The sequence below is a fragment of the Sphingomonas sp. PAMC 26621 genome (assembly GCF_000251145.1).
Classification (GTDB): Bacteria; Pseudomonadota; Alphaproteobacteria; order Sphingomonadales; family Sphingomonadaceae; genus Sphingomonas.
In genome coordinates, this window is record NZ_AIDW01000023.1 from 79,265 (window position 1) to 91,609 (window position 12,345).

Annotated in this window: 11 protein-coding genes and 1 pseudogene; 7 read left to right on the forward strand and 5 right to left on the reverse strand. The window is 66.9% G+C overall.

All coding sequences use genetic code 11. The annotated features are described in order from the left end of the window. Position 1: 1 nt before the first annotated feature. Positions 2 to 646, reverse strand: a complete 645-nt coding sequence (locus RI03_RS13635; protein ID WP_026046722.1) for a Tim44/TimA family putative adaptor protein — start codon at positions 644 to 646, stop codon at positions 2 to 4. A gap of 179 nt (positions 647 to 825) precedes the next feature. On the opposite strand from RI03_RS13635, the gene secB reads away from it, so the two are divergent. The 3 genes from secB (at position 826) to trpS (ending at position 4,006) form a co-directional block, all read left to right on the forward strand. After that, positions 826 to 1,341 (forward strand): protein-export chaperone SecB, encoded by a 516-nt coding sequence (gene secB, locus RI03_RS13640; protein ID WP_010217971.1) that lies wholly within the window; start codon positions 826 to 828, stop codon positions 1,339 to 1,341. Between the two features lie 81 nt (positions 1,342 to 1,422). Then, entirely contained in the window at positions 1,423 to 2,988 is a 1,566-nt protein-coding gene (gene murJ, locus RI03_RS13645; protein WP_010217972.1) for a murein biosynthesis integral membrane protein MurJ, read from the forward strand. Positions 2,989 to 3,004: 16 nt separating this feature from the next. Further along, on the forward strand, positions 3,005 to 4,006 hold the full coding sequence (trpS, locus tag RI03_RS13650; protein ID WP_010217973.1) for a tryptophan--tRNA ligase: 1,002 nt from the start codon (positions 3,005 to 3,007) through the stop codon (positions 4,004 to 4,006). 170 nt (positions 4,007 to 4,176) lie between these two features. On the opposite strand, the gene dnaA is transcribed toward trpS, so the two are convergent. The 3 genes from dnaA to mutM all read right to left on the reverse strand — a co-directional run bounded on the left by dnaA (position 4,177) and on the right by mutM (position 7,229). Further along, positions 4,177 to 5,580, reverse strand: a complete 1,404-nt coding sequence (gene dnaA, locus RI03_RS13655; protein WP_010217974.1) for a chromosomal replication initiator protein DnaA — start codon at positions 5,578 to 5,580, stop codon at positions 4,177 to 4,179. 468 nt (positions 5,581 to 6,048) lie between these two features. After that, positions 6,049 to 6,312 (reverse strand): 30S ribosomal protein S20, encoded by a 264-nt coding sequence (rpsT, locus tag RI03_RS13660; RefSeq protein ID WP_010160493.1) that lies wholly within the window; start codon positions 6,310 to 6,312, stop codon positions 6,049 to 6,051. 107 nt (positions 6,313 to 6,419) lie between these two features. Beyond that, positions 6,420 to 7,229, reverse strand: a complete 810-nt coding sequence (mutM, locus tag RI03_RS13665) for a bifunctional DNA-formamidopyrimidine glycosylase/DNA-(apurinic or apyrimidinic site) lyase (protein WP_010217975.1) — start codon at positions 7,227 to 7,229, stop codon at positions 6,420 to 6,422. 56 nt (positions 7,230 to 7,285) lie between these two features. Between mutM and RI03_RS13670 the strand changes: the two genes are divergently transcribed. From RI03_RS13670 to coaBC, 4 genes and pseudogenes are all read left to right on the forward strand, one after another. After that, positions 7,286 to 8,029 (forward strand): class I SAM-dependent methyltransferase, encoded by a 744-nt coding sequence (locus RI03_RS13670; protein WP_010217976.1) that lies wholly within the window; start codon positions 7,286 to 7,288, stop codon positions 8,027 to 8,029. Positions 8,030 to 8,168: 139 nt separating this feature from the next. After that, positions 8,169 to 9,704 carry a 2-polyprenylphenol 6-hydroxylase gene (gene ubiB / locus RI03_RS13675; RefSeq protein ID WP_010217977.1) on the forward strand — a complete coding sequence of 512 codons (1,536 nt, stop codon included), beginning with the start codon at positions 8,169 to 8,171 and terminating at the stop codon, positions 9,702 to 9,704. Next, positions 9,695 to 10,819, forward strand: coding sequence for a hypothetical protein (locus tag RI03_RS13680; RefSeq protein ID WP_010217978.1), 1,125 nt, complete (start codon positions 9,695 to 9,697; stop codon positions 10,817 to 10,819). Before ubiB ends, RI03_RS13680 begins: the two co-directional genes overlap by 10 nt. Then, positions 10,816 to 12,023 (forward strand): annotated as a pseudogene (gene coaBC / locus RI03_RS13685) (bifunctional phosphopantothenoylcysteine decarboxylase/phosphopantothenate--cysteine ligase CoaBC). The gene RI03_RS13680 and the pseudogene coaBC overlap by 4 nt, the downstream one beginning before the upstream one ends. 31 nt (positions 12,024 to 12,054) lie before the next feature. On the opposite strand, the gene RI03_RS13690 reads toward coaBC, so the two are convergent. Then, positions 12,055 to 12,279 carry a DUF3072 domain-containing protein gene (locus RI03_RS13690; RefSeq protein WP_010160498.1) on the reverse strand — a complete coding sequence of 75 codons (225 nt, stop codon included), beginning with the start codon at positions 12,277 to 12,279 and terminating at the stop codon, positions 12,055 to 12,057. Between the last annotated feature and the right edge of the window lie 66 nt (positions 12,280 to 12,345).

Sequence of the window (12,345 nt, forward strand, 5' to 3'; positions counted from 1 at the left end):
CTCACACCTCGTCGGTGTCGGCGAGCTTCCAGTTCGGATCATTGCTCTTGAGCGTCCGCATGAACGTCCAGACGTCATGCGTCTCGACCGCGTCGGTCATCGAGCCTGCGATGACAACCGAATCGGCATCGCGCGTGATCGCCGCAATATCGGCGTCGAACCGGACCGTGATGCGCGCGACCTTGCCCTCGAGCACGGCGTCCGCGATTACCGCACGCTCGATCGAGACCAGACGGTTCTCGAGGCTGTGCCCGGCATCGTCGCGCTCGGCGATTGCTGCGACGAACGCATCACGCACACTCCTCTCGGTCAGCCAGTCGAGCTGTTCCTGGTCACCCTGCCAGAAGGCCTCGAGGATCATGCGGTACGCGGCCTGCGCGCCTTGCAGGAAGCGCGCGACCTCGAACGACGAATCGGCCGCGATGATCGAACGAATCCCGGCCTCGGCCTTGGGTTCGACCAGACGGCTCGCGGGTTCGCGCGCGTCGGCGATCGCCTCGACCGGACGCGGGACGAGCGTCAGCGGCGTCCGTTCCTCGGCCGGCTTGGGCAAGGGCTGTTCGTGCCCGGTACGCTTACCGAGGACTCGATACAGTTGGAGCGCCATAAAACCGGCGATCATCGCGAGAATGACTAATAGGAACACGCGGCCTCCGGCGGGTTGGCAGACAGGGATACATAGGCGCAACGCACGAAGGTTTCAAATGATGCGCACTACCTAGCGGATCAGCGCCCGTTGAACTCCGCTCGCCCCCCTGCTACGCGCGCGGCTTCGACTGCGCCACCCGTGGCGACGTTATGACGGACATATTAAGGACGCGTTGCATGAGCGAGCAGGATGACGGCTTCATCACTTCCACCGGGATCTCCGGGGACCCCCTCGCCAATGGCGCCGATTCGGCCCCGGCTGCGGGCATGATCTCGCAGTACATCAAGGATTTCTCGTTCGAGAACCCGAATGCACCGGCGATCTTCCAGAACCAGACCGCGCCCGCGATCGACGTGCAGTTCAACATCGCGTCGGCGCAGGTCGGCGAGGACGTCTATGAAATCGTGCTGCGGATCGAAGTGAAGGCGGATGCCGACGGCCAGGTCGCGTTTCTCGTCGACCTTTCCTACGCCGGGCTGTTCGGCCTGCGCAATTTCCCCGGCGAGCATCTCCAGCCGTTCCTGCTGGCCGAAGCGCCGCGGCTGATGTTCCCGTTCGCGCGCCGCGTACTCGCCGATGCGATTCGCGACGGCGGCTTCCCGCCGCTGCTGCTCGAACCGATCGATTTCAGCGGCATCTTCCTGGCGCAGCAGGAAGCCGGCGCGACCGCAAACCCGCTCGGCTCGGCCTAAGCGGACCCTGTCCCCCCGGCACCGCGCCGGGGGGACCATCGGGCCGCGATTTCCCATGCTCCTCGAAAGCGCCCCGATCCGATGAACCTCACCCGCGCGCTCGGATCGATCGGCGGCCTTACCCTGGCGAGCCGGGTGCTCGGCCTCGTCCGCGATTCGCTGTTTGCGCGCTATGTCGGCGCAGGCTTTGCCTCCGACGCGTTCCTCGTCGCGTTCCGCCTGCCCAACCTCTTCCGCGCGCTGTTCGCGGAGGGCGCGTTTTCGGCGGCGTTCATCCCGATGTTCAACCAGAAGGTCGGCGACACGGCGGGCGACGGCCTGCCGACCGGGCTCGCCTTCGCGCGCGACGTGCTGTCGGTGCTGCTCCCGATCCTGATCGTCATGACGGTCGTGCTCGAGCTTGCCGCTTGGCCGGTCACCTACATGCTGTCGGGCGGGTTCAACGACGTTCGCGCCGACCAGTTCGATTTCGCGGTGCTGCTGTCGCGGCTGACGATCCCGTATCTCATGCTCATCAGCCTCGTGTCGCTGCTGGGCGGCATCCTCAATTCGCTCCAGAAATTCTGGGTCAACGCCGCCGCACCGATCCTGCTCAACCTCACGCTGATCGCCGCACTGTTGCTGTTCCACGCCAGCGACCCTTACGGCACCGCGCGCAACCAGGCGATCGCGGTGAGCATTTCGGGCGTGTTGCAGCTCCTGTGGCTGGTCTTGGCGTGCCGCGCCAACGGCGTCCGCCTCGGCTTCCGCCTGCCGCAAGTCACCCCCGACGTGAAGAAGATGCTGTCGCTGATCCTCCCCGCCGCAGCGGGCGCGGGCGCGGTGCAGATCAACCTCGTCGTCTCGACCGCGCTTGCGGCGTCACTGCTGCCGCACGGGTCGGTCACCTATATCTATATGGCCGACCGGGTGAACCAGTTGCCGCTCGGGCTGATCGGGATCGGGCTCGGCACCGTGCTGCTCCCGCTGATCTCGCGCCAGCTCGCGGCGGGCGAGGATGCGGTCGCGATGACGACGCAGAATCGCGGCCTCGAACTCGCGCTGCTGCTCACCCTCCCGGCGACCGTCGCGCTTGTGCTGTGCGGCGCGCCGATCGTCGCGGCGCTGTTCGAGCATGGCAAATACAGCGCGCTCGACACCTATTATACCGCACAAGCGCTTGCCGCCTTCTCGATCGGGCTGCCGAGCTATATCCTGGTCAAGGTGCTGACCCCGGGCTTCTACGCGCGGTCGGACACGAAGACGCCGGTCCGCCTCGCGACGCTGTCGATGGGGGTGAACCTGCTGCTCAACCTCGCGCTGATCGTGCCGCTCAAGCACATGGGTCCGCCGCTCGCGACCGCGCTTGCGTCGACCTTCAATGTCGTGCTGCTGTATCGCACGCTGCGCCTGCGCGGGCATTTCGAGCCCGACGCACGGCTCAAGCGGCGCGCGTGGCGGCTTGCGCTCGCGGCGCTGGCGATGGGGATCATCCTCTGGCTGCTCGAGGGGCTACTGACGCCCTATACGCATGGCGGCTGGGCGATCCGGACCGGCGCGATGGTCGTGCTGGTGGCGGCTGGCGGGCTGGTCTATGCGATCATGACCTTCGTCCTCGGGGCGTTTGCCCGCGACGACCTTTCCTTCCTGCGGCGCAAGCGCGCCTGACCTACGAGACCCTATCATGCGCGTCGTCTCCGGCATCCAGCCCACGGGCAATCTCCACCTCGGCAATTACCTCGGCGCGATCCGGCAATGGGTCGTGATGCAGGATGCGATGCCCGCGGGCGACGACTGCCTGTTCTTCCTGGCGGACCTGCATGCACTGTCGCAGCCGGTGGTCCCCGCCGAGCTCGACGCGAACACGACCGAGATGGCGGCGACGCTGCTCGCGTGCGGGATCGATCCCGCCCGCGCGATCCTGTTCAACCAGGCGCGCGTGCCCGCGCACAGCGCGCTCCACTGGATCCTGGGCGGGACGGCGCGGATGGGCTGGCTCAGCCGGATGACGCAGTGGAAGGACAAGGCGGGCAAGAAGGGCGAGACGCAAAGCGTCGGGCTGTTCACTTATCCCGTGCTCCAGGCCGCCGACGTGCTGCTGTATCAGGCGACGCATGTGCCGGTCGGCGAGGACCAGAAGCAGCATCTCGAGCTCGCGCGCGACATCGCGGTCAAGTTCAACGGCGATTATGGCAACACGTTCGTCCTGCCCGAGCCGTTGATCTCCAAAGCCGCCCCGCGGATCATGAGCCTGCGCGATGCGAGCGGGAAGATGTCCAAGTCGGATCCGTCGGATGCGTCGCGGATCAACCTGGTCGACAGCGACGAGCTGATCCTCGCCAAGTTCCGCAAGGCCAAGAGCGATGCGGATGCGCTGCCGAGCGAAGTCGCGGGGCTGGCGGAACGAGCCGAGGCGCGCAATCTCGTGACGATCTATGCCGCGCTCGAGGGGTCGACGCCCGATGCGGTGCTTGCGCAATATGCGGGTCAGGGGTTCGGCGCGTTCAAGCCTGCGCTGGCCGATCTGGCGGTGGCGACGCTTGCGCCGATTCGCGAGCGGCTGACCGCGTTGCTTGGGGATCGTGCGGCGGTGGGCGCGGTGCTCGCGGATGGCGCGGCGCGGGCGACGACGCTGGCGGCGCCGACGCTGGCGGCAGCGCAACGTGCGGTCGGCTTGCAGGTCTGAGGTTGAACGACCTCACTGGCGCTTCCCCGGCGAAGGCCGGGGCCCAGTCGAGGAACCGAAGAGTGCTGGCGACTGCGCGCGGTTACCGCCGCCATCGCTCCTGGGCCCCGGCCTTCGCCGGGGAAGTGTAGTGGGGGGAAGCACACGTAAGGCGCATGCTTCCGCACGCCTTACCCCTCGAGCTGCCGCATCAGCGTCCGCACCGAGCTGTCGATCTCGTGATCCTTGTCACGCAAATCCTCGATCCGGCGAACCGCGTGGATCACGGTCGAATGATCGCGCCCGCCGAACTTGCGCCCGATCTCGGGGAGCGAGCGCGTGGTCAGGCGCTTTGCGAGATACATCGCGATCTGCCGGGGCCGCGCGACGACGACCGCACGGCGTGCCGACACGAGGTCGATCGGCTTGATCTCGAAATGCGCGGAGACCGCCTTCTGGATCTCGTCGATCGTCACGCGGCGTTCCGCACCGCGCAGCACGTCGCCAAGCGTCGCGATCGCGAAGTCGAGGTCGATCTCGACATTGCTGAGCTGCGCATAGGCAACGACGCGGTTGAGCGCGCCTTCGAGGTCGCGGATGTTCGCGCTGATCCGCGACGCGAGCAGGTCGAGCACCGCGACCGGAACGCGCGCGCCCGGCATGTCGGTCAGCTTGCGGTCGAGCACGCGGCGGCGCAGCGCCAGATCGGGCGCCTTGATGTCCGCAACCAGACCGCACGACAGGCGCGAAGTGATGCGTTGTTCGACGCCGTCGAGGCCTTGCGGGCAGCGATCGGCCGAGATGACCAGGCGCTTCCCCGCGCCCATCACCTCGTTCATCGTGTGGAAGAATTCCTCCTGCGTCGCATCCTTGCCCGCGATGAACTGGAGATCGTCGATCAGCAGCAGGTCGGCGGCGCGCAGCCGGGTCTTGAACGCATGCGTCTCGCGCGTGCGGAGCGCCTGGACGAATTCGTACATGAACCGCTCGGCCGACATCAGCAGCACGCGCGCATTCGGCACCGCCGCCAGATAGGCCGCGCCGATCGCGTGCATCAGGTGGGTCTTGCCCTGCCCGGTGCCGCTGTGGAGGAACAGCGGGCTGAACCGCGGCACCCCCGGCTGCGCCAGCGCCATAGCGGCATTGTATGCGACCATGTTCGACGGATCGACCACGAAGCGGTCGAAGGTGAAGCGCGGGTCGAGCGACGGCTGCTCGATCGTCGGCACCGCGTCGGTGGATGCGACCGGCGCGGGTGCGGCGATCGTCTCGACCGTCACAACCTGCGGGGTGCGCGCGACCGTCTCGATTGAGACGCTGCGCACCGCCGGGATCAGGACGCGAAATTCCTGCAACAGCCGGTCGGCGTAATGATTCCGTACCCAATTCGTCATGAACGCCGACGGCAACCCGAGACGCACCGCGTCGAGATCGCTGCCGGGGATCAGAACGATGGGCTTCAGCCACTGATCGAACAACCGTACGCCGGACGATTCGCGGAGATTCGTACGGACCGTGGCCCACGCGTGTGCAACCATGTCGTCCTGCGTCGTGCTGGCGCTATGGTTGTTCGCGATCGCTGCCCCCTGCCCCAAAGATGCCACGACAAAACCCTTCCTCGGCCCCCCAGCGATGCCGGCGGAGCCCTAACGTATTAAAGACAAAAACCCCCACAGCCGGAATCAAGTCCGCCTGAACGTGCCATTCGAATTGAGTCGCGAGACGATCGTCTGCGCGGTGGAGGGCCAGTTATGAAGAACGGCCCGAGTCTATCAAGGCCTGCCCCTGTCAGATTTTTGAAATAATCAGCATTGACTCGGATTCAGCCAAGGATTCGCGTCAAAAATCGCATAACGCACAGAATTTACGCGATTAATTGTCGTTACACTTCCGTGAAGGTTATGCGAATCGCAGTAAAACGGGGCTTTCCAAAAACCGTCCCAAAGAAGTTCTTGAGATGTTCTTGATTAGCGGAAAAGTCACCTTTTTGCAGTGCACAAGGCACGACAAAAAGCCCGCCGGACACTGTCCGACGGGCGAATTGTTGCAACGGCGAAAGCCGATTAAGCGAGCGCGGTAAGGCGCTTCGTCAGGCGCGCGAACTTGCGCGACGCGGTGTTCTTGTGGAGCACGCCCTTGGCGACGCCGCGCATCAGCTCAGGCTGAACCTGCAGCATTGCGGCAGCGGCTGCTGCCTTGTCGCCGGACTCGAGTGCCGCTTCGGCCTTCTTGACGAAGGTGCGGATTCGGCCGACGCGGTTGCCGTTCACCAGTGCCCGTGCAGCGTTGCGACGGATACGCTTTTTCGCCTGTGGCGTGTTCGCCATGAAGCCCTCTGACTTTAGAAATAAGAAAGGGCGGGAGATGTCTCCCGGCCCCGGAAGCCGCTGCCCTTACCGAGAAGCGTGTCCCCGGTCAATCACTATGCACAGAATTAGCGTTGGCAAACCGGGCACCAGAACGTCGACCGCCCCCCTTCGGCATAGCGCTGAACCAGCCCGCCACAGGCGCAGGGCTGCCCGTCCCGGCCATAGACCGCGAACTGCTTGGAAAAATATCCGAGCTCGCCGTCGGGCTTGGCATAATCGCGCAGGGTCGATCCCCCCGCCTCGATCGCGGCGAGCAGCACCGTGCGAATCGCAGGCACGAGTCGCTCGAGCCGGGCGCGCGACACCTTGCCCGCCGCGCGCTTGGGCGAGATGCCCGCAAGGAACAGCGCCTCGCAGACATAGATGTTGCCCAGCCCCGCGACGATCCGCTGATCGAGCAGCATCAGCTTGATCGAGGCGATCCGGTCCTTGAGCATCCGGTGGAGGTAGGCCGCGGTCAGATCCGGCCCGAGCGGTTCGGGGCCAAGCGCGAGGAACGCCGGAAACGCGGCGATCGATTCGGTCGCGACCAGATCGACCGAGCCGAACCGCCGCGCATCGTTGAGCGCGAGCCGGTGCTGCGCGGTTTCGAGAATCAGATGATCGTGCGGCAACAGCTCCGCCGGATCGACTCGCCAGCGCCCCGACATGCCGAGGTGGAAGATCATCGTATCGCCGCGGGTCGTGTCGATCAGCCCGTATTTCGCGCGCCGTCCCAAGGCCGTTACCGTCGCGCCGGTCAGCCGTTGCCCGAGATCCTCCGGGAACGGCCGCCGCAGATCGGGGCGGCGCAGCTGGACCGCGGTGATGCGCTGCCCTTCGAGTACGGGGCGCAGGCCCCGCACGGTGGTTTCGACTTCGGGCAATTCTGGCATCGCAATCAGCTAGGTTGCGTTTGCCCGCGCCACAAGCACTGGCTAGAGCAGGCCGCATGACCGACCCCGCGCCCAACACCGTCTCCTTCGGCTACGAAGACATCCCCGCCTCCGAGAAGACCGCCCGCGTCGGCGGCGTCTTCTCGAGCGTTGCGGCCCGCTACGACATCATGAACGACGCGATGTCGGGCGGCATGCACCGCGTGTGGAAGGATCGCTTCGTCCGTCGCCTCAAGCCGCGCGACGGCGAGCAGATCCTCGACATGGCGGGCGGCACCGGCGACATTGCGTTCCGCATCGCCGAATCGGGTGCGAGCGTGACGGTCGCGGACATCAACCCACAGATGCTCGAAGTGGGCATGGAGCGCGCGGCAAAGCGCGGCATCGACGGTCTGGTATGGACCGAGGCGAATGCCGAGACGCTGACCTTCCCCGACCGCTTCTTCGACGCGTACACGATCGCGTTCGGGATCCGGAACGTGACCGACATCCCCAAGGCCCTGCGCGAGGCGCACCGCGTCTTGCGGCGTGGCGGGCGGTTCTTCTGCCTCGAATTCTCGACCACCGTGTGGCCGGGGTTCGCGGACGTGTACGACGCCTATTCGCACAAGGTCGTGCCGCAACTCGGCAAACTGCTCGCACAGGATTCGGAGAGCTATCGCTACCTGATCGAGTCGATCCGGCGCTTCCCCGACATGCCGACCTTCGAGGGGATGATCCGCGACGCGGGCTTCGTCCAGACCGGGGTCGAACCGATGCTCGGCGGGCTGGTCGCGATCCACCATGGCTGGAAGATTTGATGCGGCCGACCCTCAAAGCCCCTCCCCTTCAGGGGAGGGGTTGGGGTGGGGCCGTAGTGGGTCATCACGCCTACGCCTCGTCCACTACCCAGTCCTTCCCCACCCCCGGCCCCTCCCCTGAAGGGGAGGGGAGCGTCGCATGACCGCGCCTGCCGTCCATCTCTGGCGCCTGCTGAAATGGGGCCGCATTCTAGCGCGCCACGGTGCCCTGCAAGGCATCGAGCGCGACCTCAACACCCCTGCCCCGGTGCGCCGCCTCGCGCGGATCGCGCGGTTCGGTGCGCGCGTGCCGAAGGTGCCGCGCTATGCCGATGCGCTCCAGGCGATCGGTCCCGCCGCGATCAAGCTCGGCCAGACGCTGGCGACTCGCCCCGACATGGTCGGCGACGCCGCCGCGCTCGACCTGATGCGGTTGCAGGATGCGCTGCCCCCCGTCCCGTACGAGACGATCCACGCCGCGCTGACCCGCGCGTTCCAGCGCGACCCGGCCGAGCTGTTCCGGTCGATCGAGCCGGTACCCGTCGGCGCCGCGTCGATCGCGCAGGTCCACCGCGCGGTGACCACCGATGGCCGCACCGTCGCGATCAAGGTGCTCCGCCCCGGGGTCGAGGAAGATTTCACGCGCGCGATCGACACGTACGAATGGGCCGCCGCGCAGGTCGAGGCGATGGGCGGCGAACTGTCGCGGCTGCGCCCGCGCCTGACGATCGAGACGTTCAAGCGCTGGACCGCGCGCGAGCTTGACCTGCGGCGCGAGGCGGCGTCCGCGTCCGAGCTCGCGGATTCGATGGAAGCGGAGCCCGACTTCAAGGTTCCGACGATCGACTGGCAGCGCACCACCGGCAAGGTGCTGACGCTCGAATGGATCGACGGGATCAAGCTGTCGAACCGCGCCGCGCTGATCGCGGCAGGCTACGACCTGCCCAAGCTCGCCGACACGTTGGTCCACGCCTTCCTGCGCCAGGCGATCGCGGAAGGGTTCTTCCATGCCGACATGCACCAGGGCAATCTGTTCGCGCTTCCCGGCAACAAGATCGCCGCGATCGACTTCGGCATCATGGGCCGGATCGACCGGCGCGCGCGCGTCTGGCTGGCGGAGATCCTCTACGGGCTGATCACCGGCAATTACAAACGCGTCGCGGAGATCCATTTCGAGGCGGGCTATGTGCCCTCGCACCACAATGTCGCCGAGTTCGCGACCGCGCTGCGTGCGGTCGGCGAGCCGATGCGCGGGATGGCGGTCAAGGACATGTCGATCGGGATGATGCTCGACGGGCTGTTCAACATCACGCGTGATTTCGACATGCAGACCCAGCCGCACCTGCTGCTGCTGCAGAAGACGATGGTGATGGTCGAGGGCGTGGCCACCAGCCTCGATCCCGAGATCAACCTGTGGGATGCCGCCGCGCCGTTCGTGCGGGAGTGGATCCGCACCGAGCTCGGGCCGGAAGCGGCGGTCGCGGACCGGATCGTCACCGATCTGCGCACGTTCGCGCGGCTGCCCGACCTGATCCGCAACATCGAGCTGCGCTTCCCCAACCCGCCGGGCGCGCCGCCCGAGCCGCCGCTGCGGCACATCGAGATCGTCCGCTTCGGCGGCGGCTGGCGCTATGCCGCAGTCGCGATCGTCAGCGCCGCCGCCAGCCTCGGTATCGGATGGGTGTTGTGGGGGTAGCCACGCCCCCGCCGACGACCCCGCGGCCGCCGCTCTGGCTTGCCGGACCGTCGCGCTTCGCGATGCTGAACCGGACGCAGGCGCGCTGGGGGTTGGGGGCATTCGTGCTGCTGCTCGCCGCGACACTGCTGGCGCTGGCGAGCCCGCCGCCGGCTACAGTAGCGGGCGACACGACCCAGACCGACACGGCGTTATACGGTGCGATCGTATCGGGGATCCGCGGTGGCGGTGACTATTACAGCGTCACCGCCAACGCGCTTCGGCGTGGCGATTACCCGCTGCGGCCGTTCGTCACCTTCCGGTTGCCCGCGCTGGCGGTGGTCGAGGCGCATGTCCCGCAGTCGGTCATGGAATCGCTGCTCTACGCCCTGGTCGCGGGAACCGCCGCTGCGTGGTTCGTCCGGTTGCGCCCCGCCTTCCTGCGGACGCTCCCGCTGACCTGCGCGATGCTGTTGCTGGCGGGGGGCATGGCGGCGTTCGTCCAGCGCGACCTGATCGGCTTCCACGAAATCTGGGCGGGCTTGCTGATTGCGCTGTCGCTCGCGCTGCGACGCGATGATCGGTGGTCGGCCGCCGTCGCGATCGGGCTTGTTGCAATGCTGATCCGCGAGACGGCGGTCCTGTATGTCGGCATCATGGCGGTGCTCGCCTTTGCCGAGGGCAATCGCCGCGAAGCGTTTGGCTGGGGCGCGTCGATGGCAGTGCTGGCGCTCGTCCTCGCCTTTCATGCGCATGCCGTCGCCGACGTCGTCCGGCCGACCGATCCCGCATCGCCGGGTTGGGCGGGCCTGCTCGGATTCGGCTTCTTCGTCCGGGCGATGGTCGCATCGACCGCGCTCACCCTTGCGCCGCTGGTGGTTGCGGCCCCGCTGGTCGGGGTCGCGCTGTTCGGCTGGGCGAGCTGGGTCGAGCCGCTCGCGCTGCGCACACTGACGGTCTTCTGCGGCTATGCTGCGCTGCTCGGGCTGTTCGGGCGGGCCGACACCTTCTATTGGGGCCTGATGATCGCGCCCGTCCTTCTCGTCGGCCTCGCCTTTGCGCCCGATGGCCTGCGCGACCTCGTTTCGCGCGCACGCGACCGGCGGCGGATCACGGTCACGCGGCTGGTGCGATGAAGATCCTGCTGATCATCGGCGGCGGGATCGCGGCGTATAAGGCAAGCGAACTGATCCGGCTGTGCCGCAAGGCCGGCATTTCGGTCAAATGCGTGCTGACGACGGCGGCGCGCATTTCGTCACGCCCATGACGCTCGCCGCGCTGTCCGAGAACCAGGTGCACACCAGCCTGTGGGACCTGAAGGACGAGGTCGAGATGGGGCATATCCAGCTCAGCCGCGAGGCCGATCTGGTCGTCGTTGCGCCCGCCACTGCCGACCTGATGGCGAAGATGGCGGCGGGAATCGCGGATGATCTCGCGACGACGCTGCTGCTCGCGACCGACAAGCGAGTCCTCGCCGCCCCCGCGATGAACGTGCGGATGTGGCAGCACCCCGCCACCGTCCGCAATGTCGCGACGCTGCGCGGTGACGGGATCACGGTGCTCGACCCCGACGAGGGCGCGATGGCGTGCGGCGAATTCGGCCCCGGTCGCCTGCCCGAGCCGCCCGCCATTCTCGCCGCGATCCTCCAGTTGCTGAACGGCTGAGGGACCCTGGTCGCGATGCTGGACGGCAAGCATATTCTGGTCACCGCCGGCCCGACGCACGAGCCGATTGATCCGGTCCGCTATCTGGCCAACCGATCGTCGGGGAAACAGGGCTTCGCGATTGCTGCCGCGCTCGCGCGACGGGGTGCGCGGGTGACGCTGGTGGCTGGACCGGTGACCCTGCCGACGCCAGCCGGTGTGGAACGGATCGACGTGGAGACCGCGCTGGAGATGGCGGCGGCGGTCGCGGCCGCGCTCCCGGTCGATGCTGCGGTGATGGTCGCCGCCGTCGCCGACTGGCGCGTCGAGGGTGTTGCGCAGAAGATCAAGAAGGGGGCGGAAGCCCCCGTGCTGCGGCTGGTCGAGAACCCGGACATTCTCGCAACGCTTGCCAGGAGCCCGAACCGGCCGAGACTGCTGATAGGTTTCGCCGCGGAGACCGAGCGCGTGGTGGAACATGCCAGCGCCAAGCGACTGCGCAAGACGGTCGACTGGATCGTCGCCAATGACGTATCGGGCGATGTGATGGGCGGGGATGCCAACAGCATCCATCTCGTCACCGCTTCCGGGGTCGAAACCTGGGCGCGGATGCCGAAGGACCAGGTCGCCGACCGGCTCGCCGGGCGCATCGCCAGCGCCCTGCTTGCTCTGGATACCGCCCGCCGCCACCCCTGAGGTCAGGGATGGCGGTCCGGGCAGCCCGGGCTCAGTGCCCGAGCTTCTGCTTCAGTTCGTCGATCATCTTCGATGCATCGGCCTTGCTCAGGTCGGCGCTGGGGGCCTCGACCTTGGCTTCTTCGCAGAGGGTGGTGAGGTAGGATGCCTGCGCCCCGGTCATCGGATCACCGCCCGAGACCCAGTCCGCCGGATCTTTCTCGGTGTTCGAATCGGGATGTTCGTCGAGCTTCGGATTGTGCAGCTGTTCGGCCATGATGGGTCTCTCGATGTTTCTCGTATGTTCCGAACCCGCGAATGACTTTCCGGTTCCAGAATAACG